The organism is Schaedlerella arabinosiphila, assembly GCF_003885045.1.
Lineage (GTDB): Bacteria > Bacillota > Clostridia > Lachnospirales > Lachnospiraceae > Schaedlerella > Schaedlerella arabinosiphila.
The window spans coordinates 3054433-3079517 of sequence record NZ_RHJS01000002.1 but is presented as its reverse complement, the minus strand read 5'-3'; the positions used below and the strand labels follow the sequence as shown (position 1 = coordinate 3079517).

23 protein-coding genes are annotated in these 25085 nt (G+C 50.1%); 20 read left to right on the top strand and 3 right to left on the bottom strand.

Translation table 11 applies throughout. From position 1 onward, the window contains the following. Positions 1-142 precede the first annotated feature (142 nt). From EBB54_RS14850 to EBB54_RS14825, 6 genes are all read left to right on the top strand, one after another. Positions 143-2917, top strand: a complete 2775-nt coding sequence (locus EBB54_RS14850) for a sigma 54-interacting transcriptional regulator (protein WP_125128000.1) — start codon at positions 143-145, stop codon at positions 2915-2917. Positions 2918-3212: 295 nt separating this feature from the next. After that, the gene (locus tag EBB54_RS14845; RefSeq protein WP_125127999.1) at positions 3213-3644 is read left to right on the top strand and encodes a PTS sugar transporter subunit IIA; all 432 of its coding nucleotides are present in this window, start codon (positions 3213-3215) and stop codon (positions 3642-3644) included. Then, on the top strand, positions 3638-4117 hold the full coding sequence (locus tag EBB54_RS14840; protein WP_125127998.1) for a PTS sugar transporter subunit IIB: 480 nt from the start codon (positions 3638-3640) through the stop codon (positions 4115-4117). Before EBB54_RS14845 ends, EBB54_RS14840 begins: the two co-directional genes overlap by 7 nt. A gap of 18 nt (positions 4118-4135) precedes the next feature. Further along, positions 4136-4918, top strand: a complete 783-nt coding sequence (locus tag EBB54_RS14835; protein WP_125127997.1) for a PTS mannose/fructose/sorbose/N-acetylgalactosamine transporter subunit IIC — start codon at positions 4136-4138, stop codon at positions 4916-4918. After that, on the top strand, positions 4911-5735 hold the full coding sequence (locus EBB54_RS14830) for a PTS system mannose/fructose/sorbose family transporter subunit IID (RefSeq protein WP_125127996.1): 825 nt from the start codon (positions 4911-4913) through the stop codon (positions 5733-5735). The genes EBB54_RS14835 and EBB54_RS14830 overlap by 8 nt, the downstream gene beginning before the upstream one ends. Positions 5736-5760: 25 nt before the next feature. Then, positions 5761-6834, top strand: coding sequence for an SIS domain-containing protein (locus EBB54_RS14825; protein WP_125127995.1), 1074 nt, complete (start codon positions 5761-5763; stop codon positions 6832-6834). A 60-nt stretch (positions 6835-6894) separates the two neighbouring features. Here EBB54_RS14825 and EBB54_RS14820 read toward each other — a convergent pair whose 3' ends face one another. From EBB54_RS14820 to EBB54_RS14810, 3 genes are read right to left on the bottom strand one after another with little or no spacing between them, the layout of a single operon-like run. Next, complete coding sequence (locus EBB54_RS14820) at positions 6895-8418, bottom strand: xylulokinase (protein ID WP_125127994.1); 1524 nt, start codon at positions 8416-8418, stop codon at positions 6895-6897. Positions 8419-8439: 21 nt separating this feature from the next. Further along, a complete protein-coding gene (locus EBB54_RS14815; protein WP_162307151.1) occupies positions 8440-9867 on the bottom strand; it encodes an ATP-binding cassette domain-containing protein in 1428 nt (475 codons plus the stop codon). A gap of 48 nt (positions 9868-9915) precedes the next feature. Continuing rightward, positions 9916-10707, bottom strand: a complete 792-nt coding sequence (locus EBB54_RS14810) for a DeoR/GlpR family DNA-binding transcription regulator (protein ID WP_125127992.1) — start codon at positions 10705-10707, stop codon at positions 9916-9918. A gap of 319 nt (positions 10708-11026) precedes the next feature. On the opposite strand from EBB54_RS14810, the gene EBB54_RS14805 reads away from it, so the two are divergent. From EBB54_RS14805 to EBB54_RS14740, 14 genes are all read left to right on the top strand, one after another. Next, the gene (locus EBB54_RS14805) at positions 11027-12067 is read left to right on the top strand and encodes a substrate-binding domain-containing protein (RefSeq protein WP_125127991.1); all 1041 of its coding nucleotides are present in this window, start codon (positions 11027-11029) and stop codon (positions 12065-12067) included. A gap of 81 nt (positions 12068-12148) precedes the next feature. After that, a complete protein-coding gene (locus tag EBB54_RS14800; protein WP_125127990.1) occupies positions 12149-13129 on the top strand; it encodes a sugar phosphate isomerase/epimerase family protein in 981 nt (326 codons plus the stop codon). 15 nt (positions 13130-13144) lie between these two features. Then, positions 13145-14209 (top strand): zinc-dependent alcohol dehydrogenase, encoded by a 1065-nt coding sequence (locus EBB54_RS14795; protein ID WP_125127989.1) that lies wholly within the window; start codon positions 13145-13147, stop codon positions 14207-14209. A gap of 29 nt (positions 14210-14238) precedes the next feature. Beyond that, a complete protein-coding gene (locus tag EBB54_RS14790; protein ID WP_125127988.1) occupies positions 14239-15213 on the top strand; it encodes an ABC transporter permease in 975 nt (324 codons plus the stop codon). Positions 15214-15224: 11 nt separating this feature from the next. Next, a complete protein-coding gene (locus EBB54_RS14785) occupies positions 15225-16748 on the top strand; it encodes a sugar ABC transporter ATP-binding protein (RefSeq protein ID WP_243127677.1) in 1524 nt (507 codons plus the stop codon). A gap of 25 nt (positions 16749-16773) precedes the next feature. Beyond that, positions 16774-18015, top strand: coding sequence for an oxidoreductase (locus tag EBB54_RS14780; protein ID WP_125127986.1), 1242 nt, complete (start codon positions 16774-16776; stop codon positions 18013-18015). A gap of 129 nt (positions 18016-18144) precedes the next feature. After that, the gene (gene deoC / locus EBB54_RS14775) at positions 18145-18888 is read left to right on the top strand and encodes a deoxyribose-phosphate aldolase (protein ID WP_125127985.1); all 744 of its coding nucleotides are present in this window, start codon (positions 18145-18147) and stop codon (positions 18886-18888) included. 613 nt (positions 18889-19501) lie between these two features. Then, a complete protein-coding gene (locus tag EBB54_RS14770) occupies positions 19502-20407 on the top strand; it encodes an Rpn family recombination-promoting nuclease/putative transposase (RefSeq protein WP_125127984.1) in 906 nt (301 codons plus the stop codon). 314 nt (positions 20408-20721) lie between these two features. After that, complete coding sequence (locus EBB54_RS31215; RefSeq protein WP_330554522.1) at positions 20722-20844, top strand: hypothetical protein; 123 nt, start codon at positions 20722-20724, stop codon at positions 20842-20844. A gap of 93 nt (positions 20845-20937) precedes the next feature. Next, a complete protein-coding gene (locus EBB54_RS14760; RefSeq protein WP_125127983.1) occupies positions 20938-21396 on the top strand; it encodes a GNAT family N-acetyltransferase in 459 nt (152 codons plus the stop codon). A 72-nt stretch (positions 21397-21468) separates the two neighbouring features. After that, a complete protein-coding gene (locus tag EBB54_RS14755) occupies positions 21469-22047 on the top strand; it encodes a methyltransferase family protein (RefSeq protein ID WP_125127982.1) in 579 nt (192 codons plus the stop codon). A 92-nt stretch (positions 22048-22139) separates the two neighbouring features. Then, positions 22140-22679, top strand: a complete 540-nt coding sequence (locus EBB54_RS14750) for a GNAT family N-acetyltransferase (RefSeq protein ID WP_125127981.1) — start codon at positions 22140-22142, stop codon at positions 22677-22679. 18 nt (positions 22680-22697) lie between these two features. After that, entirely contained in the window at positions 22698-23150 is a 453-nt protein-coding gene (locus tag EBB54_RS14745; RefSeq protein WP_125127980.1) for a GNAT family N-acetyltransferase, read from the top strand. Positions 23151-23292: 142 nt separating this feature from the next. Continuing rightward, a complete protein-coding gene (locus EBB54_RS14740; protein ID WP_125127979.1) occupies positions 23293-25071 on the top strand; it encodes a cache domain-containing sensor histidine kinase in 1779 nt (592 codons plus the stop codon). Positions 25072-25085 lie beyond the last annotated feature (14 nt).

The window sequence follows — 25085 nt, the reverse complement described above, 5'->3', positions numbered from 1 at the left end:
GATGATTTGCAAATTGGTTTTATTTGTTTTTGTTTTGTTTCGATTTTTTTGATTTTCTATAAAATAGATATTGAACTTTTTTGTACCATGTTATAATATTCCCATAAGAAGAAAAGTATCATTTCGATGCGGGAGGGGACTTATGACAGGAAAGGATACCAGACATCAGGTCTTGGAATATTTGGAACAGATCACGGAAAATACGGATTTTCAGTCGGCGGAAAAATATTCGGCGGCATCCATTGCCGGCCGGCTGAATATCAGCAGGACCGCGGCAAGCCAGTATCTGAACGAGGCGGCAGCGGCAGGCATCCTGGTCAAGGTAAATACAAGGCCGGTATATTTTTTCGACAGAAGGGCGCTGGAAAGGAAAGCCTATGGAAGCATTCCGGTGCAGGCGGGCATGGGGTTCCAGGGGAATTATAGTTCCCTGGATGAACTGGAACAGGAGGTGCTCCGGGCAAAGGATGATTCGGTATTTTCACGTATGATCGGAAGCAAAGGGAGTCTCAGCTACAATGTAGAGCAGTGCAAGGCGGCCATCACTTATCCGAAGGCCGGGCTGCCCATCCTGCTGCTCGGAGAGACCGGAACCGGAAAAAGCTACCTTGCCAGGATGATGTATGAATATGCCAGGCAGAAGGACATTATCGGCCCGGAGGGGCAGTATGTCAGTGTGAACTGCGCGGAATACGCGAACAATGCGGAGCTGTTTCTCACGAATCTTTTCGGATACCGCAAGGGGGCATATACAGGAGCGGACAAGGACAGGAAAGGGCTGATCGCAATGTCGGACGGAGGGGTTTTATTTCTGGATGAAGTACACTGCCTTTCTTCCCAGTGCCAGGAAAAGCTGTTTCATTTTATGGACAAAGGGCAGTACCATATGGTGGGGGATAATGAACGGTGGTACACGGCCAGGACACGGATCGTAATGGCGACCACGGAGAATCCGGAGATGGCCCTTCTGAAGACCCTGACGCGGAGGATCCCGCTGGTGACGCGGCTGGCGGCTTTGGAGGACAGGCCGCAGCAGGAGAAAAAAGAAATATTATATTCACTGCTTTGCCAGGAGGAGCAGCGGATCGAACGCCAGATCCGGATCGTAGGCGGCGCATACCATAGAATCCTGGAATACCAGTTCAGCGGCAATGTGGGAGAGATGGTGAACTGCGTCCGAACCTGTTCGGCAAACGCGTATTTAGATTCGCAGAGACACGGCGAGGAGCAGATGACGATCTATATGCACCATCTTCCGGACTATGTATTAAAAAACTATGTCGGCCAGTCGGAGGAAACTGAAGAAAAAAGCGTATTGACCATGGAGGAACTCCGAAAGGAGCTTCAGGTGCAGAAAAAGATCTACCTTTTCAACAGGGATCTTTTGCGGCAGATCCGCAGGATCCTCCGGGAGCAGGAAGACATTGCAGATCTGGTCAATATCAGCCGGAACCGTTTTTCCCAGTATATGGACGAGATCTCCTTTGACACAAACCGGGAGGATAGTCCAAAGGATAACCTTTATATGGAAATTGTAAAACAGGTATGCCAGCAGGTGGGAAAGCGCCGCGGGATTACGTTTTCAAACCAGGATATTCTGAATGTGGGAAGGTTTATCTGTGACTATATCCAGAACGGATCCTCCTGCGGGGCGCTCCTCCGGGAGTATGAAGGCGAGATCGCGAAGGTGCAGGAAATCTTCCGCAGGCAGGACGCGGCACACGATAAGCTCTGCACAGAGCTCATCTGTGAAATGCGCAATAATCTGGGAAAAAATCTGAACGCGGTCGGGATACTGGATCTTTTTATCGCAATCTCCACATTTGCCGTTCAGTCAGAAAGCCGACAGACAATCGGAATCGTGCTCGCGCACGGGTATTCAACGGCAAGCAGCATGGCGGCAACGGCGAATGACCTTCTGGGAAACCATATCTTCGACGGAGTGGATATGCCTGTCAATGTGTCCAGTGAGGAGATTGCCCGGAAAATAGCCGTTTATATCCGTCAGCTCCACGGGGTAAAGGATATCATCCTGATGGTAGACTTTGGTTCCCTGCTTGACATCTATACCAAAATTGACGGGATCCATGATATCAATCTGGGAATGATCGGCGATACCTCGCTGAAGCTTATGGTTATGATCGGTGAATATATCCGGGACGGGATGCCGATCAGCAAGATCCTGGAAGCTGTAGAAGACTACAAATTCCGGCCGGAATGCCATTATATAGAAAACAGGAAGAAAACGATGGCCATACTGTCTGTCTGCGCGACCGGGATGGGGATGGCGGAAAGGATTGCCGATCTGCTGGCCCAGAGCCTTCCGGTGACGACGGAGCTCAAGATGATTCCTTATAATTATGGAAGCCTGTCCGATGCAGGCCGGCAGTCGCCTGTATTTGAAAAATATAACGTCCTCTTTATCATAGGGACAAGTGATCCCGGGGTGGAAGGCGTGCCTTATATATCACTGGACAACATGATACAGCAGCACAATTCCGACGAGATCAACGGCCTGTTCTCCAAAGTCCTTTCCCGGGAAGAGCTGAGGCAGTTTAACGACAATCTGGTAAAGAATTTTTCTCTGACGAACCTGGTGGGGCATCTGACGATCTTAAATCCCCAGAAAGTGATCGAATTTGCCGAGAAGATCATCAGGCTGCTGCAGATCAGGACAGGAGTGCCGTTTAAAAATAAGACAAAGGTAGGCCTGTATATCCACATCTGCTGTATGATAGAGCGCCTGATCGTAGATAAAGTATGCGTAAGCTATGAAGATGTCGAGAGGTTTGAGGAGGATAAAAAAGAATTCATAGGAATTGTGAGAGAATGCTTTCAGGAGGCGGAAAAATATTATGGCCTGGCAATCCCGGTATCGGAAATCGCGTATTTATATGAATATATCTATAACGGCTGAAAAAATCTGATTTACCGGAGGCACAGTCTTCCGAAGAGAAATACTGCTCAATGAGATTTGAAAACAGTGACGAAAAAAATAGAAATAGTGATGAAATCTGCCGAAATTTTAAGAAAATGAAGATTCCGGCAGATTTTTCTTTTGCGCTTTTATAAAAAAATAAGGCTAAAAAATGCGGAAAATCCGCTGTTTTCGAAATAAAAAAGAAAAAAATATAAAAACTGGCATGAAATGAACAGAAAGTTGCTCTTTAATATAGTATCAGGTAAAAACATCAAAAAGAGGGAGGTGTGGTATGAGAAAATTGATATTGGCATCCCATGGCAGCCTGGCGGAAGGCATGAAGAGCGCGGTATCCATGATCCTGGGCGATACCGCCGAGGTCAGCGCGTTCGGGCTCGATACCTGGGGGACGCCGCAGGCAGTCCTTGGGAAGGTAAGAGAGATGATGGAACAGGAGCCGGAAGATGAATACGTGCTTTTGTGCGACATCAAAGGCGGCAGCGTTTATAACGCGATGATCGAGCTGTGCATGGAGCCCAATGTGAGCATCATTTCCGGTATGAACCTCGGCGTGGTGCTCGGCACGGCGCTTTTGCCGCAGGAAGCGGTCTTATCGGATGAAATCGAAGATCTAATCGAGGAAGGCCGACAGGGGATCCAGTTCTGCAATGCGTCTGTCATGAAAAAGCTGAAAGAAAAGGAAAGTGAGGATGGGTTATGGTAAGTCTAATGAGGATTGACGAAAGACTTCTTCATGGGCAGGTTGCGGTTACATGGGTGAGTAATGTAAATGCGACTTCGATCCTGATCGCAAATGATGAAGTCATGGAAAATGAGATGGCAAAGATGGCGCTGAAAATGGCAAAGCCAAGCGGAATGAAGCTTGCCATCCGCTCCGTCGAGGATGCCGCGGCGCTGCTCAACGACCCCCGTTCGGCAGAGATCGGGATCTTTGTCATTGTGAAAACGATCGGGGACGCTGTAAGGCTGTGCCGGCTGACCGGTCAGATCAGGAAGGTCAATATCGGAGGGATCCGGAAGAAAGAGGGCAGCAGGATGATCGCTGCGGCCGTACATGTGAATGATGAGGATATCGAAAATCTGAAAGAATTGAGCGGGCTGGTGGATTCCATAGAATTCCGCATGGTTCCGTCGGATTCCGCGAAAACATGGAATGAAGTAATGAAAAATTATTAATTTACAGGAGGGATACTTATGAACATAGGAATCGCGTTATTGATCACATTGGTGGTGTGGGTTATTACCTGGGCGGAAGCGTGGTTTGCATATCCGATGGTGAATACACCGTTGGTACTCTGCCCGGTCGTGGGGCTGATTCTGGGAGACCTTCAGGCGGGGGTCATTGCGGGAGCGACGCTGCAGCTGATCTTCCTGGGAGTCATGCAGATCGGCGGAACACTCCCTGCGGACGCGTCGCTGGGGGCGGTGATCGGCACGGCATTTTCCATTACGATGGGACAGGATGTGGAGACAGCATTGACCTTTGCGGTGCCCATCGCCGTACTCGGCTCCACATTGACCCTGCTGAAGTACATCATCAACGGCCTGGTAAATCCATACGTAGAGAAGCTCTGCGAGAAAGGCGATGTGAAAGGGATCGAAAGGGTACATATTCTCGTATCGTTCCTTCCGGATCTGCCGAAGATGCTGGTGCTATTTGCCGCGCTTGCGTTCGGAACCGGATTTGCACAGGGGCTGATCGACGCAATACCGGAAGTGGTGCAAAGCGGACTTGACTACGCGACGAACCTGATGCCTGCGGTTGGTATTGCGCTTCTGCTGAAAATGATGTGGTCAGGCAGGATGGCGGTATACTTTTTTCTGGGAGTCGTCCTGGTGAGCTACTTCAATGCCCCGATCCTTGCGGTTGCATGTGTCGGTGTGATTCTTGCGGTGATCATTATAATGAATGAGGGAAAAGCGGCGCCTGCGGGACAGGCTGCGCAAAGTGTAGAGGAGGAATTGTTCAATGACTAATCAGGCATTTCAGGTACAGGATAAGGAAGATCGTAAGATGCTCAATAAGGTTTTCTGGCGTACGATGACTTTGAGCTCAACCTATAATTATGAAAGAATGCAGGGGCTGGGGTATGTCTATACTATGATCCCGGTGATCAGCCGTTATTATGACAAAGAAGAGGACCGGATCGCGGCTTATAAGAGACACTATGAACTTTTTAACACGACGCCTACGATGGGAGGATTTATCACAGGTCTTTCCACATCAATGGAAAAAGAAGCGTCGCAGGATAAAAATTTTGATACAAATTCGATCAATGCCGTGAAGCTGTCTCTGATGGGACCCTTTGCCGGAATTGGGGATTCCATATTCCAGGGTTCCCTGCGGATTATCTCCCTCGGGATCGGGATCGCGCTGGCGGCACAGGGGAGCATCCTGGGTGTCATCCTGCACCTTCTGGTTTATAATGTGATCGCGCATCTGCTGCGTTACTACGGGGTATTCGCGGGATATAACATGGGGACGAGCTTTATTCAATCAGCAAGTGAAAACGGCATACTGGGACAGATTACAAAGGCGGCGGGGATCGTCGGGCTGATGACGATCGGCGCGATGACCTGCTCCATGATCAGCTTCCAGATTCCGGCGGTATTGAATATCCAGGGATCGGAGCTGGTGATCCAGGAGATGCTCGACCAGATCTTCCCGAACCTGCTTCCTCTGCTGCTGACATTCGTCTGCTATAAGCTGATCAATAAAAATGTAAAAGCGATCTGGATCATGCTCGGCCTCATGGTATTCGGCGTGATCGGAGCATTATTGGGAATTTTCTAAGTATTGTAAGAAAGGAAAAGAGGATATGGTATCATTTTTGGATTGTATTGAAAGGGTTCCGTCCATACTGGAGGGAATCCTGCAGAACCGGGAGGAGCACTTCCGGGATCTGAAGAAGGCGGTATCGGAAAGGAAGATCGACGAGATCATCTTTATCGGATCGGGAACCTCCAATACCTCTGCCGTTACCGCCCGCCCGTTTGCGGAAAAGGCAGGCGGGCTCAGGACGACCGTTGTTTCGTCCAATGAGTTTATGTTTGACCGCTATGTGCGCAATCCAAACGCGCTCTACGTGTTCACATCCCAGACAGGGACCTCCGGCTTTGTCAGAAAAGCACAGAAAAAGTTCCGGGAGGAGGGATATCTGACGGCAGCAATCTCCGAAGCGCCGGACACACCGCTGGCATCAGAAAGCCAGATCTATATCGACATGGGCTGCGGAAAGGAGGAATATCCGATGCGCACCATCGGATACTGCGCTTCGGTCTTTACGCAGATGCTCATGGGGCTTGAGATCGGAAAGCTCTACGGACATCTGACACAGGAAGCATATGACGGATATCTGTCCCAGGCACAGAGGGTTCCGGAAAGCAGCCGGGCAGTCTGCGCCGGCGCGCTGTTATGGATGGACCGGGCCAAACGGAAGATGCTGCGCTCCCAGCTAATCGTCTTTACAGGGGCAGGGCCGCTGTACGGGCTGTCGCTGGAAGGCGCCATGAAGGTATGGGAGACACCGCAGATCGCGTCGGTCGGTTATGAGCTGGAAGAGGGAATGCATGGGCCGAACTACGGATACAGCAGCAACCACTGCGTGATCGTCCTGAACGACGGCACGGAGGAGGAAAAAGGGCTTGCCCTGGCCAGATGGATGAAAGAAGTGAAAAATAACGGATTTGTAGTGGGAAACGCAGTCGTAGATGAAGAAGATCTGAAAACAGATTTAAAAACAGCGGATTTTACGGCCTTGGAGCTTGCTCCGGCAGTACAGATCATTGCGTACAGGCTGGCCTTTGACGGAGGGAGAGATCTGTTTGCGCCGCATGACAACAGCGTTATGGAAAGCTATTTCAAGACACACGATGAAGAACAGGGAAAATAAAACAGAAAAATAGAAAAGAAAATCATAAGGGGGCTTTTTCAAGCCCCCTTTCAAAACATCCTAGCGCAGCCCGGCCATCCGGTCGCCGAGCCTGGAAAGGCATTGGGTCCATTCCTCATAGATGGGGAGCAGTTTTTCGTAGTACGCGTTTGTCTCCTCATCCGGGAGAAGATGATCCTCCTTCCGGTGGAGCGAGGGGATCATGCCGTACCCGTCCCACAGGCCGCAGGCATTGGCGGCAAGGGCGGCAGCGCCGAGGGACGCCGCGTCCTGGTCGATATTGGTTTTCAGGACAGGCATATGGTAGATGTCCGCAAAGATCCGCCGCCAGACGGCGCTTTTGCTGCCTCCTCCGCACAGAAGCATATCTCCCTGGATCTCGACCTGACGCTTTAGGATATCTAAAGTTCTGCGGAGCGCCATAGCGACCCCTTCCATGGAGGCGCGCACCAGATCCTCCCGCGTATTTCCAAGAGTCAGCCCCATAAAGCCGCCGCAGAGGTTTGGACTGGGTTCCTGGGCGCTTCCGCCTGCCAGCGTCGGGTTAAACAGGACCCCATGGCTTCCGGGAGGGACTGCTTTTGCCATCCGGTTCATCACATCGTAGGTATCCGTGTCCCCGGCATAGTCCTTCATCAGATGATCCCGGATCCAGCGGAAGGAGTTCCCGGCGGAAAAGATGGAGACGGCAGACGTATAATAGCCTTTTTCCGCGTGTGCGAACACAAAGGGGCGGCTGCTGACATCAATGACCGGTTTCCGGGAGGTGACAGCAATCCAGCTGGAAGAGCCCAGGGAGGTATAGACGGTCCCTTCCTCCAGACCGCGCGCCCCCAGTGCCATACAGGTATTGTCTACGGCGCCGCAGGCAACAGGGGTGCCCTGACACAGGCCGCATTCACCGGCGGCCTCGGCCGTCACATAACCGATGATCTCATCCGAAGGGCGGATCGGGGGAAAGATCTCCCTGCTGATGCCGGCGGCTTCAAAAAAGCGATCCTCATAGTCCCAATTCAGAAGGTGAAAGACTCCGAAGCCGGAGGCATAAGACGGGTCTGTACAGACAGAACCGGTCAGCTTGTAATTCACAAAATCCTTGGATCCCAATATTTTGTGAATCCTGTGAAATAGATCGGGCTGGTGTTCCTTAAGCCACATCAGCTTGAAGATGGTATAGGTTTCGGCCGGATCACCGTTTCCGGTGGTTTTGTACCAGAATTCGTAGGAAAGCTCCTTGAAAAAAGAAGAAACCTGATCCGACGCGCGCATGTCGCACCAGATGGGGACCTGCCCGCTCAGAAGCGCGCCGTCTCTGTCAATGGGAACGGCAACCAGGCTGTGCCCGGACAGCGCGGCGCAGGCGATATCCTCTGCGGGACAGCCGCTTTCCTCCAGGAGCCTGCGGGTGGCACGGCATACGCCGTCCCACCAGTCCATGGGCTTCTGCTCCATGAAGCGGTCCATGGGAAAATAGGTGTCATACTGCCGGAATGTCTCCGCAAGGGAAGCTCCGCGCGCGTCAAAAAGAGAGGCTTTGATTCCTCCGGTACCCAGGTCATAGGCGATGAATTTGTCTTTACTCATAATGTGATCTCCTTCCGTCGTTTACTCAAGTGTGTTAGACAAAGCTTGGACAGAAAGATAATCCGTAGAATAATTTCCGATCTGCCGGCCGTCCTTTAACGGGATGATCCGGCTGCACATACCGATCAGCTCGGCAAAATCGGAGGAAATTAAAAGGATCGCGGCTCCTTCTAAGATCAGTGCGTTCAGTATATTGTAAAGCTCCAGCCGGCTTGCGGCATCCAGGTTTTTGGCCGGATCGCTGTAGATGTACAGGCTGCCGCCGCAGAACAGGGAGCGTGCGATGATGAGCTTTTGTTTATTTCCGGTGCTCAGATATCTGGTCTTATCCTCCGCCCCGGCATTGCGGAAATTCAGCCGTCCCAGGCAGTGACGCGCATAGAGTCCGGCCTTCTTTTTTGAGGTGAAGCCATGGGAGGCCGTCCGTCCGAAATCCGATGCCGTAATATTGAACGGGATGGACTGGGAGCTGAACAGCGCCAGTTCGCTGTCCTGTTCGCCGATGAGGCTGATCTTTGGGCGGCCCTGGCTGCCGGGAAACAGGATCGAACCGGAAGCGGGACGCGTATCCCCTATGGCAGCGCGTATGAGCGAGGCCTTCTCCGTAGAGGAGAGTCCGGCCATTCCAATGATCTCACCGCTGTGAAGTGTAAAATCAACGTCATGGAGCTGGGGATTGGAAAAATGGCAGAAACGAACCACTTCCTTTCCGGGAGGCAGGCGCAGGGAAGGATAGGAAAAATTCAGCTTCAGGGCTTCGACATGCTCTTTAAAGGGCTTCGCGTGAAACTCACTGCGGCTGAAAGAGGCAATGTCCGTCCCGTCGTTGATGATCGTTACACGGTCGCTGTACCGCAGGAGTACGGAATAATTGTGTGTGATAAAGAGGATGGCGGTCTGCTGCTCCTTTAATCCCTTTAAGACCTGAAATACGCGTTCGGTCTCATCGTAGGTAAGGCAGGAGGCAAACTCATCCAGGATCAGCACCCTGGGACGGCGGATCAGTACCCGGATCAGCTGCAGGATCCGCTTTTCAAATACCGTCAGTTCCGTGACAGGCATTTCCGGATCCAGCTCCAGGCCGAACATTTGGAGATATTCCCGGCATACCTGGTTCTCCTTTTTCCGGGACGGCGCCCAGATATGGGAAGCACTGAGCAGGTATTCGCTGCCGGAGAGGATATTTTCACGCACGGACAGGGTGGGGAACATCACCTGCTCCTCCAAAAGCATATAAATGCCGTGCTTCTGCGCGGAGCTGACATCATGAATGTCCAGAACCTTCCCGTCCAGAAGGATACTTCCGCTGGTTATGGAACGGATGCCGGCCAGCAGCTTGGCGAAAACAGTCTTGCCCTCCCCGTTGCTTCCGATGATTGCGTGGAACTCCCCGGAATAGGCAGTAAAATTAATATTATCCACCAGTGTTCTGTCTGAAATTTTGGTCAAATGCTTCGTTTCAATGCAAAAAGGTTTCATGACGGTTATCCATAAAATTTAAAATGTAATCGGCTTCAGATCATATGCGGTATAGGTACAAATGCCGTGCTCGAGGAAATACTGCTTATAATCGTCCGGAATCTCCGCATTTGTGACAATGGTCTTGATCTCATCGATGCCGCAGACCTTCCGGAATGCCCGCTGGTTGAATTTTGCGGAATCCACGGCCATGATCGTTTCCCGGGACTGGTTTTTAATAAGCTGTATGATCTCAAGCACCGGAGTATCGGATAAGGTGTACCCGGCAGACAGATCCACCCCGTCAACAGAGAAAAAGGACTTATCCAGGTAAATGCTGCTGAGTTCCTTTTCCAGATTGTCCGGTACGGTGTAGAAGCCAAGCCGTTCCAGCTGCCCGCCCAGAAACAGGACCTTGATGTTGGGCGAGCTTCTCAGGATATTGGCTGCCAGGAAGCTGTTGGTCAGGACGTTGATATTGCTTCTCGGCGCCAGGGCCTTCGCAATATAATAGGTCGTCGTGCCGGGGCCGAGAAAGACCCACTCACGTTCGCGGATCAGCCGGGCGGCGATGATGCCGATCTCCTCCTTGGCCTTATCGTATTCAATCATGGAATCGTCCGGGCTGTTGACCGGCTCCGCCGTTTCCTGGGAATTAATGGTCGCCCCGCCGTGGAACCTGGTTAAAAAGCCTTCCTTTTCGAGCTCTTCCAGGTCATTGCGGATCGTAGCGTCAGATACGTTCAGCAGGGAGCTCAGTGCAGAAACCTCGATTTGCCGGCAGTCGCGCAGTATTTCTTTTATCCGTCGAATTCGCTCTATTTTAAACATGGTCAGTCCTTCTGCAAAATGGTTTGCCGTGAGTATTGTGTCGGCCGCAGCCGCACAGCGGCATATTTCCTCATACGGCTGTGTGCATCATATCGCGTCAGACTAATCATAGCATAAAAGAAATGAATTGGCAAATTAAAATGAAAAAAAATGAAAAGGATTTTTTGGAATAAAACAAAAAAATACAAAAATAAAACGAAATAAATAAAAATAAATGAAAAAAATATATCGACAAATGAAAAGAAATGTGATATATTCAAATCAGTTAGACGAGCTTGCGGCAAGAAAGTTAATAAAAAAAGAAAGAAGGTAAGGTTTTATGAAAAAGAAAAAGATGTTATCAATGTTGCTGGCGGTTATGATGGTAAGCGGCCTGATTTTTACCGGCTGCGGCAGCAAGGGTGAAGGGCCTGCGGACAGCGTCGGCTCCGGGGACAGCGGGGAGGACGGCAAAGAGGACGGAGGATATGTGATCGGCTTTGCAAATGCGTCCGTATCCAACAGCTGGCGTGTAAAGATGCGGGATATGCTGATTGAAGAAGCGGAGAAGCTGGGGGTGGAGATCGTAGAGACAGATGCCCATGACGATGCCAATACGATGAACAGCAATATTGAGGCGATGCTCCAGAAGGATCTGGACGCGATCCTGATCACGCCCTGCGTGGAGGACGCAGTGAATCCGGGGATCGAAGCAGCGTTTGAAAAGGGAATCCCGGTGATCCTGTTTGACAGGACCGCCACGACGGAGGATTACACGCACTATGTAGGCTGGACAGATGAAAACAACGGCGCGGCCTGCGCGCAGCTGTTGGTAGATGCCCTGACAGAGAAGTACGGAGAGCCGAAGGGAAACATCATCGCATTGGATTCCATTGCAGGCTCCGGTACGGATAACGGACAGAAGGCCGGGCAGGAGAAGGTATTTTCCCAGTATCCGGATATCAAGATCGTGGACAGGCAGTACACGGATTTTGAAGCATCCAAAGGAAAATCCTGTATGGAAGATTTTCTGAGCAAATACGGCCCGGGCGAGATCGACGGCGTGATCTCCCAGGACGGGGGCGTGACCCTGGCGGCTATGGATGCGATCAAGGAGGCAGGAAGAGAAAAGGACGGGATCTTTATCGTAAACGCGGACGGCATCAACGGCATTGCGAAAATGGTAAAGGACGGAACCTGCGTGGGATTTACGCAATTCCCATGTGCGGCATCGGTAGAAGCGCTCCACCTCGCGATTGAAACACTGGAGGGAAGGGATCCCGAGGAAAAGGATGTTACAAAGGACCCGATCGTTGTTACAAAGGACAATATTGATGAATATGTCATTGAGGACGGCGATGATTTTGACTGGACATATTAAGCCGGAAGCAGATATCCGGCCGTGCCGGCCATAGGAACAGCTGAGGAAAAAATACGATGGATAAGCTGGAGGGATAAGAAAGTGAAAATTGGATTTTGTGTGGTAAATTATTCGGAAAAGCCTCTGGAAGAGGTATGCAAAATTGCGGCGGAGCATGGATATGACGCGGTAGAGCTGCCGGCATATACCGATAACGGACAGCTGGATGTCCAGGAACTATTAATAGGAAACAATGCGAAAAAAATGAAAAAAATGATCGAAGATCATGGATTGTTTATTTCGGCGCTCAGCAACCATGCCGATTCTCCTCTGATCATGGGGCCGTACAGTGCGGGCATGGATTCGATCTGCCCGGGCACCAGGGAAGAAAAGATCCGGTTCGGCCAGGAGAGTATGATCCGTTCCGCGCGCCTGGCGGCGGAGCTGGGAGTATCCTCTGTCGTAGCATTTTCCGGAATGGAGAATTACGGCCATATCAATGACTGGCCGGAGCCCAACGGGTGGAAATATGAAGAGGAGCAATTTGCTGAAAAGTGGGGATACGTGTTTGACAAGTATAAGGAATACGGTGTAAAGGTGGCATTTGAGCCGCACCCCAATAATATCGTATATGATACGCAGTCCACGCTTCGCCTGCTGGAGGTGACAGACTACCATGAGAGCTTCGCGATCAACCTGGATCCGGCGAATATCCTGTTTTCCGGGATTGACGTGAACCAGTTCGTAGACGAGCTCAAAGGAAGGATCGTTACGGTCCACGCAAAGGACTGCGAGATCGTGAAGCACAACCTCGGAAAGGGCGGGCTGAATATGTACATGCAGGACGGCTGGGGACGGCTTGACCGGTCCTTCCGGTTCCGGATCCCGGGCTGGGGGGATGTGGACTGGAAACGCCTGATCAGTGAATTGTTCATTACGGGCTATGACGGTGTATTGAACTACGAGCATGAGGATGTGATCATGAGCCGCGCGGACGGCGTGAAAAAGACCATCGACTTTTTACGGCCGCTTATGATCGATGCCCCATATGAAGGACGTACGGATAAATTATTTACAAAATAAACAGGAGGAGTTCAGATGAAGACAATGAGAGCACAGGTTCTTACGGAACCATATCATTTTGAATTAAAGGAAGTGCCGGTACCGGAGATCAACGAAGACGAGGTGCTGGTGAAGGTAAAGTATTGCGGTATCTGCGGTTCTGACTGGGGATCCTATACCGGGAAATATGCCGATGAGGTAGCGTGTATCCCGCTTACGACCGGGCATGAGGTTTACGGAACCATTGCGGAGCTTGGGAAAAACGCGAAAGGGCTCCATGTGGGAGACCGGGTTACATACGACATCTGTACACCCTGCGGTACCTGTTACCACTGCAGGATCGGAGAGCCGCTGCTGTGTTCGGACTTCAAGCAGATCGGCATCCACACGGACGGCGGATTTGCGGAATATGTAAAGGTTCCGTGGAAGAATATCTATGTGGTTCCGGATGAGGTGTCAGATGAAAAAGCAGCATTTGTAGAGCCTCTTACGGCATGCCTCAACGCGTCACATAAGATGGACTGCACGATCGGACGCAGCGTGGTCGTGATCGGGGCAGGACTCGGGATCATGCATGCACAGCTTGCGAAGCTCCGCGGAGCCGCGCCTGTCATCGTGATCGACGCGAATGCGGACCGGCTGAAAATGGCAAAAGAAGTGGTTGCGGATTATACCATCAATGTCAAAGAGGTTGATCCCATTGAGGAAGTGATGCGGCTGACGAACGGCGTGGGAGCGGATTTTGTCCTGGAAGCGGTAGGAAGCTCCAGGACATATGAGCAGGCATTTCAAATGGTAAGAAAGGGCGGAAAGGTAGAAGCCTTCGGTATCTGCGCGGAGGATGATCTGGCGTCTCTCCCGCCGGTAGAATTTGTAACGAGTGAAAAAAAGATCAGCGGAAGCTGCGCCGGGATCGGCTATGACTGGGGGGATGCCCTGACGCTGATGAAATACGGACGGGTGGATCCCATGCCGCTGATCTCCATGATCGTTCCTCTTGAGGAACTGGAGGATACCTTGAAAGAGATCAGGACCAATCCAAAGCTGGTCAAGGTACTGGTCAGCCCGGAAGCAAAAGAGCGCACCGTATTATATAAGTAAACCATAGAGAAAAACAGGAGGAGTGTGTGGTGGGTAATCAGGAAACAAAGAAAAATATTGTCAGAAAAATATTGGATCATCCGGTCAGTACACCTTATATTGCATTGATTTTGGTGTTTGTGATCTCGACCATTGCTTCTCCGGATATATTTCCGACGTATACCAATATAGCCAATATCCTGCGGCAGGCATCCATTGTAGGGATGGTCAGCATAGGCATGACTGTGGTTTTGCTTGTCGGAGGGATCGACCTGTCTGTGACCAGCGTGATGGCCCTATGCGCCTGCCTGCTGGCAGATATGATGGAGGCGGGGATCGGGCAGGGAAAGCAGGGGATCATGCTGGGACAGGTTCTGCTTGTCCTGATGATCGGATGCCTGATCGGACTTGTGAACGGTCTCATCATCGTGACCAGGAATCTGGAGCCGTTTATCATTACCCTGGGGGTCAATATGGTGGTGAAGGGCATTGTCATGCTTTATACAAAAGGAGCCCCGGGCGGGAAGGTGACGGAAGCCTGGGTACATTTCGGCTCCAAATATGTGATGGGTATTCCCTGCGCGGTGATCCTTTATGCGGTCATGATGGCCGTATTCATCGTGATCCTGCATAAGACGGTGTATGGGCGCCATATTTACGCGATCGGAAGTAATGCGGAGGCAGCCAGGCTGACCGGCATCAAGGTAAAAATCAATAAAATCATGGCATATGTGCTCTGCGGATTTACAGCGGCCCTGGCAGGAGTGATGCTGATGGCCCGTGTCAGGGTAGGAGAGCCCAACGGAAGCGCCAATTATGACATGGATGCGCTTGCGGCGGCGGTCATCGGCGGAACGGCCATGAGCGGCGGGGTGGGCACCCTGGCAGGAACCCTGGCCGGCGTGCTGATCATGGCCATGGTCAATAATATTCTGAACCTGATCGGGGCCGACCCCAATATGCAGGGCGTCATCCGCGGCGCGATCATCCTGGTGGCGGTACTGTTCCAAAGGCGGGAGAAATAGCGGTTCACACGGTGGAGAAGAAAGGCTGGGCAGAAACTATGAGCGAATATGCATTGGAGATGTTGGGGGTTACAAAGACGTTTTCTAAGGTCACGGCATTGGACCAGGTAGACCTCCGTGTGAAAAAGGGCGAGATCCACGCGTTGATCGGGGAGAACGGAGCCGGAAAATCAACTTTGATGAAGGTGCTTTCCGGGGTATACAAACCGGATGCGGGAACCGTGAAGATCGACGGGAAAGAGGTTGTGATCAAAAGCCCGCGTGACGCGATCGACAAGGGAGTGGCTATTATTTATCAGGAGCTGAGCCTGGTTCCCGAGCTGGATGCCGTAAAAAATGTCATGCTTGGGCAGGAGAAAAATTTCTGCCGGATCATCAAAACTCAGGAGGAAAATGAATTTGCCGGGAAGTATCTGGATTATGTGAGCAGGGGCTCCCTTGCGAGCTACAAAACGCCGGTGAAAAAACTGAGCGTCGCGCAGCAGCAGATGGTGGATATTGCAAAAGCGCTGTCCTACCAGACCAGGATCATCATTATGGATGAACCGACGGACAGCCTGACAAACAGCGAGATCGAGGTTTTATTTGAAATTGTGAGGAAATTAAAGGCGGATGGGATCACGGTGATCTATATATCCCACCGCCTGGAGGAGCTTTTTGCGCTCTGCGACCGTGTCACGGTGCTTCGGGACGGAAAATATATTGCGGATGAAAATATCCGGGATATTGATAAGGACTGGCTGATCAGCAAAATGATCGGCCGGGATCTGAAGGATACCTTCCCGCCCCGGCACAGGATCAGGAGTACGGAAGTGGTGCTGGAGGCGGAAGGGCTGACGGGGGAGCGCTTTGAAAATATATCGTTTCAGCTGAGAAAAGGGGAGATCCTTGGGCTGTCGGGCCTGGTCGGAGCCGGACGGACCGAAGTGCTCCGGGCAATCTTCGGGGCGGATAAGCTTCAAAAAGGGAAGGTGACTATCTTTGGGAAAGAGGCAGATATCAGCCATCCAAGTAGGGCATTGAAGTACGGCCTCGGATTTGCCACCGAAGACCGGAAGACGCAGGGGTTGTTTTTGAACCATGATATCAAAGACAATATCGCGGCCGCGGCATTAGATAAGATTTCCAAGGCCGGGTTTGTCAGCGGGGCAAAGGAAAAGAAGATGACGGAAAAATATTTTCAGGAGCTGAGGGTCGTGGCGCCGGATACCGGGAAATTATGCCGGTTCCTGTCAGGCGGGAATCAGCAGAAGGTGGTTCTTGCAAAGTGGCTCGCTTCGGAATGTAAAATCCTGTTTTTGGATGAGCCGACCAGGGGGATCGACGTTGGGGCCAAGTATGAGATTTATCTGCTGATGGACAGGCTGGTGCAGGAGGGAGTCAGCATTATTATGATTTCCTCCGAAATGCCGGAGGTCATGGGAGTGGCAGACCGGATCCTGGTGATGCATGAAGGGGTACTGACCGGGGAGCTGTCCCAGGAGGAGTTTTCGGAAGAAGGCATCATGAAATTAGCCAGCGGCGAGAAACTATGAGAATTAATATAGAAAGGAAAATACAATGGGATATAAAGAAACGTTGTTAAACCCGATCAAAATCGGAAACAGAGAGTGTAAAAACCGTTTTTTTGCGCAGCCGATGGAATGTGTGGATTCTGACGAAGAGGGAAATCCTACGGACCTGACTTATCAGCGATATGAAAAGCTGTATCAGGGCGGGTTCGGGCTGGTGGATCTGGAGGCGATCACGGTTACGAACGAATCCAGGGCAAGAAAGACGCAGCTTGAAATCATGCCGCGGAATGAAAAGCCGCTGAAAAATTTTATCAGGCGCCTTAAAGAGGTGAACCCGGATACGCTGATCGTATTCCAGCTGACCCATTCGGGAGAGATCAGCGAACCGGATTTTTCAAGACGTGTCTGTGTAAAACCGATGTATGGGATCGGAGGGGACATTCTGTCGGAGGAGGAAGTGGAGCATATCATGGACCAGTTTGTCCTTGCGTCCCAGATCGCGCATGAGGTGGGAGCGGACGGCATTGATATGAAGCTGTGCCATGGCTATCTGGGATCCCAGATCATCCGCCCGTTTAATGACCGTGACTGGAAATACGGCGGCTCCTGGGAAAGGAGGGCGCAGTGGGCATATGACCTGCAGGAGAGGATCATGAAAGCGGTGAATGACAAGAATTTCCTGATAGGCTCTAAGATGTCCATGTGGGAAGGGCATCCGGGCGGATTTGGCTCCGCGGGACCGGAGTCCCCGCTTATGGATATGACGGAACCGCTTGATTTGATCAAAGGGTTGGAGGAGCGCGGGGCAAGCTACTTCATCGAGTCACTTGGAAATGTACACAGCGCGATGAATTATATGGAAGCGCTGTCGGACGCGCCGGAGCTTTCCTACCTGCATATTTATTTTTCAGACATGATGAAAAAGGTTCTCAAACCCGAGACAGTGGTCATTGGTTCCCATTTTTCGCCGTTCAGGGGGAAGAAGAACAAGCTTCTGTCCGTGGATCCGGAGAAATCATCGCTCTTCGCAATGGGGGCGCATTGTATCGAGGAGGGGATCATGGATATGGTGGGGCTCGGCAGGCAGTCCTTTGCCGATCCGCTCACTCCCTTAAAGCTCATGGAGGGCAGAGAGGATGAGATCAAGTATTGTACCCAGTGCATGAACTGTGAAGAGCTGATGATCCGTCAGCAGCCGGTGGGATGCGTGGCATTCAATAAGATTTACACGGAAAAATTTGTGGAGACACGGAAAAAATTCGGCAAGCTCTCGGAGCTGCATACCTGACCGCAGGCTGCGGACAAGGCGGATTTGGAACAGAAAACAGAATAAAAAATGGAAGGATGGATGGGGCTGCGGTTTTCCGGCCGGTGAACCGCGGCCAAAGACAGACATTCAGGAAGGTGGATTATAATCATGAAGGAATACAGGAAAGACATTTTAACAATGAAGGATATTGCGTATATGATGGATCCGAGTGTTTTAAAATTGGATACAACGCTTGAGGATGTGAAGGATATGGTGGAGCTCTGCAAAAAGTACGGATGCGGCACCTGCTTCTGCTGGCCCTGTTATTATCCCCAGCTGGTAGAACTGCTGAAGGGAACGGATACCGCGTTCGGCACATCGCTGGCATTCCCGTCCGGGCAGGAGGCGACGGAAACAAAGGTACAGCTTGCCGAATATTTTATGACCATGAATCCGGCAGAAAACGATATGGTTATGAATGTGGGATATTTAAAATCGGGCCGGTACGACCTGGTGCTTGAGGATATCAAGGCGGTCCGGAAAGCAACGGAGGGGACTTCTTTGAAGGTGATCATTGAGGCCATGCTGCTGACCGACGAAGAGATTCGGAAGGCCTGCGAGCTGTCCATCGAAGGCGGAGCAGACTATGTGAAATCGGGTACGGGATTTTCTGTCGGAAAACCGACCACCCTCCATCATGTAAAGGTGATGAAGGACGCGGTGGGCGACCGGGCAAAGATTAAAGTGGCTGGCGGGGTGAGGGATCTTGATACCTTGCTGAAAATGTACAAATTAGGAGCGTGCCGTTTTGGGATCGGATGCGCGTCGGCAGAAAAGATCCTGAAAGAAGCAGAAGCAATCGGGCATGATATTGATATGAAGGATATTGTGATTGACGAATCCGAATTATAGGAAGCGGAAAAAGCAGGCGTAAAAAATGATGTGTCTCCCCCGGATAGAACTGTTATAAAAACATAGCTGAAAACATTTCCAGCTGTGCAGTTGGAGGATTCTTAGATTATCCAACCGCACAGTTGAAAATATTTCGGGCCGGAGGTATAAAATGGGCACCTATTATCTGATGAACAAGGAGCTGCCTTCCACGTTGCCGGAGTTTACGCCGGAAGGTAGTTATCTTTCTTTAGACACGATAAACAGATGGCCGCTGTGTGGAAGAGAATTCTGCGCGGGCGGCCTGGTTTTTTGCAGAAAAATATCCAGAAAATAATTGCTTTTCAGCCCCTTTTATGCTAAAGTAAATACACTCGTAATTGCAGCGGGTGTACCTTTTCAAACATTCTCTTTATCTAAGATGAAAATTTCTATTTTATTTTCAGGGCTGTATCGCCTTTACTTCAATGTTTGAAACAAATTTTTTTCGTGACTTTATGAAGGGAGGAGATGGGATGGATTAGTTATGTACTTGCAGTGTCACTGTTACAGTGAACACCGTAGGCGTAAACAGTATATACTTGTATTCCGGCAGCCAAAAGACTATAATAAGAGAAACCAAAGAGGAGTATGAATGGGACAGAAGGATATCGTAGAAAAGAATCTGGAGGATTATAACGATGTCTTTGCCGACATCGTAAATGTACTGGTTTTTGAGGGAGAACGTGTGATCCGATCCAGGGAGCTGAAAGCTCTGAAGGTCAGATCCCAGTATAAGGCAGACAGCAGCAAGCTGCATGAAGAAGAACGGGATAACGCAAAATACTGGTCTGGCGGGAAAGTGAAAATTGCCCTGCTGGGTCTGGAAAACCAGACGGATCCGGATCCGGATATGCCGTTTCGGATCATCGGATATGACGGCGCCGCCTACCGGACGCAGCTGCTTGATAAGAAATCAAAGGACCGCTGCCCGGTGCTGAGTATAGTCCTGTATTTCGGGAATCCCCGGTGGAGCGGGCCGAAGTCTATCAATGAGATGGTGACGATTCCGGCAGGTATGGAAAAGTATGTGAATGATTATAAGATTCATGTCTTTGAGGTGGCATATTTAACAGAGGAGCAGGTAAAGTTATTTAGAAGCGATTTTCGGATCGTAGCGGACTATTTTGTACAGAAGCGAAAAAACAAAAACTACATCCCCAGCAGAAGGACGATAAAGCATGTAGATGCCGTCCTGAAATTTATGTCAGTCATGACCGGGGATGAGCGGTTTTTGGAAGCGCAAAAGGTAAAAACGGAAGGAGGTAAAAAGAATATGTGTGAGATTTTAGACCAGGTTGAAAACCGTGGGATTCAGAAGGGGATGGAGATCATGCGGGCGGAGAAGGATGCGGTGATCGTAGAGAAGGACGCTGTAATTGCGGAAAAAGATGCGGTGATCGCAGAGAAGGATGCAATGATCGCCGAAAAAGATGCCGCTCTCAAAGAGCTGGCCCTGGCGAAGGAGTTATTAAGAAAGCATAATATTGCATTCGCCTGATTATCTAAAGAAAATGTATTGGATTAAGAGAGGATGATAAAGTCTGATTATTTACACAGATTATATAACATTCTTGTATTTCAAATGAAACGAGGCTGTCGGTAGAAAGCCGGCGGCTCTTTTTCTCGGTCTGCAGGTAAGTTAGGCACTTACGAACAATTTCTTGTACAAAATGGCAAAATTTTCGTTTCCAGAAAATAATTGCTTTTCAGCTCCCTTTATGCTAAAAAGTAAAAACACTCGTAATTGCAGCGGGTGTAGCTTTTCAAACATTCAGAAGAACGGATAACGCAAAATACTGGTCTGGAGGGAAAGTGAAAATTGCCCTGCTGGGTCTGGAAAACCAGACGGATCCGAACCTGGATATGCCGTTTCGGATCATCGGATATGACGGCGCCGTCTACCAAAAAACTACATCCCCAGCAGAAGGACGATAAAGCATGTAGATGCCGTCCTGAGATTTATGTCAGTCATGACAGGGGATGAGCGGTTTTTGGAAGCGCAAAAGGTAAAAAAAAGAGGGTAAAGCTATGGAAATATGTATCAGAAATGCAAAAATGGATGAATATGGAATCGCGGAATCTATTATGAAACAGGTTCAGCAAATGCACATTGGCTGGCGGCCGGATATTTACAAATACAGCGAAAACGTATTGCCGGTTGAAATGTATGAGCAGGCGGTGAAGGAAAAAACGTTTTTCGTCGCGGAATATAAAGGGACTGTGGCAGGCATTTTATTTGTCGCATACCAGCATATAGAAAATCCGAATCTGGTGACAAGAGACATTATTTTTATTGATTCTATGGCAGTGGATGAGAAATATCGTGGAAAAGGGATCGGACATGCATTCTTTGATTTTCTTAAAGAATTGAAAAAGGAAAAAGGGTATGACGGGATTGAACTGCAGGTAAACGCAAAAAATGAAGCAGCCTGTAAGATGTATACAGATTACGGTTTGACTATCCAATCAATAAATATGGAGCTTTGAATCTATTCAACAGATATAAAAGGCCAAGGAAGAAAAGGAAAGAAGTCGGATGCGGAACAGGAGGACAGAACAGTGAAATTTCAGATAACCGGCATCGTAATTCTGCTGATTTTTTACGGATGCTATTTCATAAAAATGATCAGCCAGAGTCAAAAAGGAATCCGAACGGATCAGATCGGGAAAGGGAAGGAGGGCGCCGCAAAAACCATCGAACTGGTCATGAAAGGCTCCGCATATCTGGTTTTTGCTGCGGAGCTGTTCAGCATCCTGTTTCATGTCTGCTTATTACCGACGCCTATGAGACTTGTTGGTGCAGCAGCAGGTGCGGCAGGTGCGGCCATATTTGTCGTGTCGGTTCTGACAATGCAGGATAGCTGGAGGGCCGGCGTTTCCAAAACGGAAGAGACTGCGTTGGTGACAAATGGCATCTACCAGATCAGCCGGAACCCGGCTTTTTTAGGGTTTGACCTTGTGCATATCGGCATCGGGCTGATGTTCTTTAACTGGGGGCTGTTTGCAGCAGTCCTATTTGCGGGGGTTATGCTTCATTTGCAGATCGTATATGTTGAGGAAGCTTTTTTAACAGAGGCGTTTGGACAGGAATATCTGGAATATAAGAAAAAGGTCTGTAGATATTTGGGGAGAAAATAGAGTTCCAGACAGACATATACTACCAGAACCCCAGCTATTTAGAATGTTCTTATGAGGCCGGATACCTGCTGGACTAAAGAAAGGAGGAAAAAATGATGATTGAGACCAAACGTCTGATTCTACGGGAATATACATTGGAGGATTTTGACGCAATCCATGAAATCCTGTCAGACCCGGAAACGATGCGGCACTATCCAAAACCATTTGATGAAAAACGCACCAGAAGCTGGATTGAATGGAATCTCCAAAATTATCAAGAATATGGATTCGGGCTGTGGGCCGTTGTGCGGAAAGAAACCTCAGAGCTTATAGGTGACTGCGGACTGACTATACAAAATATTGACGGAGAAATGCTTCCGGAGATCGGCTACCATATTCACAAAAAATACTGGAGAAGGGGATTTGGAAGCGAGGCGGCAAAAGCGGTTCGGGACTGGGCATTTGTGAACACGGACTTTGACTGCCTGTATTCATACATGAAATACACGAATATCGCGTCCTCCGCTACCGCCGCTGCAAACGGTATGAAAAAAATCAAGGAATATCCCAATAAAAAAGACGGCATTTCCTATGCGTACGCCATAACACGTGAGGAATGGGAAGAACGCAGCAGTGCAGAAGCTTCCGGATAAAAAAGGAGAATGAAAAACATGTTTATCAGAGCATATCAGCCAGACGACTGCAGGAAGCTGGCAGAATTGTTTTATCACACAGTGCATACAGTGAACGCAGGCGATTACACAGAGGAGCAGTTGGATGCATGGGCAGCAGGGGATGTGGATTTAGAGATGTGGAACCGTTCCTTTCAAGAGCATTACAGCGTCGTCGCAGTGGAGGGAGATACCATAATCGGATTCGGCGATATAGACAAAGCAGGCTATCTCGACCGCCTCTATGTCCATGCGGATTATCAGAAAAAAGGCGCTGCCGCTGCCATTTGCAGCAGGCTGGAGCAGGCCGTTTCAGGGAAAATCACTACCCATGCTTCGATTACGGCAAGGCCCTTTTTTGAAAAAAGAGGCTACAGGGTGGTAAGGGAACAGCAGGTGGAGCGAAAAGGCGTGTTTCTGACAAATTTTGTGATGGAAAAAGACGGCAGGTAATATCTGCCGCGTAGTCCGCGATCCATAAGCTGTTCTGCTGATTCTGCCCTTAATTCACCTTGTATATTTCAACCTTTCTTGCATTTTTTCTATTTCATGTCAAAAAAACACCATATATAATAAAGCACAGGAGGAGTCTGCCATGAGTAAAAAAAGTCTGTTCAAGCTTGACAGAAGAAGCATCCGGATTCGGCTGGTGACCGCATTTATCGTGACTTCCGTGATTCCGATCCTGCTGATTAACATTATTTCTTATTACAATACATCCAGGCTGGTGCAGCAGAATGTGGAGAGGATGACAAGGGCCAACCTGGAGCAGACCAAGGTGAGCCTTGACGTGTGGCTGGATTCGTACGAGGACATTTTATTCCAGGTGTACACCGATGACTACATCGTGGAGCTGGTGGATAAGATCAACGCGGGGGAGGATCTGGCAAACAACCGGAAGCTGCTCAGGAAAACCCTGCGGGGCCTGTTTTATACAAAGGATTATGTAAAATCAATCTCTGTCATCACGGAAAGCGGGGAACTGGCATTTTATGACCAACTGACGGCTTCCACCACGTCCACCTCCTGGATGGACAGCATCGCCATGTCCCAGGAGGAATTGTATGCAGGGATCAGCCGGGACAACGCGACCCATATTTTTCCCACCGGGGACAAAGTCGTCTTCGGAACCAATTCCTGCTATTTATTCCATATCGGCCACCGCATCATCGACTACCGGAACGTGAAGAAGCAGTGCGGGGTCGTCATGGTCAGCATTGACGAAGCGCTTCTGGAGGAAATCTGCTCGGCATCCACGGAAAAGGGACTGAATTTTATCATAGACGAGGAGGGAACGGTGATATCCTGCGCCCATTCCGAAGCCGTCGGAGAATCCATTTATCATGAGGATGCAGACCGCCGGGAAAAGGAGGCTGCCTGGCGGAGACTTGCGTCCGGGACCGGGCTTCTTGGAAACGGGGAGCTGTCCATCTATTCGGTTCATGACGAGAAAACCGGATGGGAGATCATCCGCGCCACCAACCAGGAAGAGCTGGTGCAGGGGCTCCATCAGCAGCAAAAGCTCCTGGTATCAATCACGCTTCTGTCACTTCTGGCAATCCTTGTGATCATGGTCAGCCAGGTGACCCGGATGACCGGCTCCATCAAAGGAGTGGTCGAGACGATGCGGAAGGCCGGGAAAGGAGATCTGACCGTCCGCGTGATGCCGGATGATACAAGGCCCACGGAGATTGAAATCATTGCGGAGGAATTTAATTCTGCGATGGAAAAGCTGAAGCAATCCGTTGAAAAGCAGAAGAATGCGGAGATCGCAGCCCTGGAGGCCCAGATCAATCCCCACTTTATTTACAATACACTGGACACCATCAACTGGATGGCCATCGACAAGGACGAGTACGAGATCAGCGGCATGATCGCGACACTGGCCGGGATTCTGCGGTACGGGATCTCGGACAGCAACGGGGTGGTGCAGATTCGGGAGGAGGTGGACTGGCTCAAGCAGTATGTATTTCTGCAGCAGACCAAATTGAAAAATGCCTTTGAATGTCAGATCAACGCACAGCCGGAGCTGCTGGGACTTCCCATCCACAAACTGCTTTTGCAGCCCTTTGTGGAAAACGCGATTCTCCACGGATTTGAGGGTGTGGAGAGAAAATACAGGCTTCTGGTGGATATGGCCCGTGACGGGGATTTTGTGCGGATTCGGATTGAAGACAATGGATGCGGGATTCCCGGGGAGATCGCGGAGGAGATCAACGAAGGGATTTTCCGGAAAACGGATGACAGGAACCACATCGGAATGGAAAACGCCATCACCAGAATCCGCATGTATTATGGGAATCAGGCCAGGGTTCGGGTCGAGAGCCAAAGCGGGGCCGGAACCACTGTGGAAGTGCGCATTCCGATATCCTGAGTATACGCGCAGTC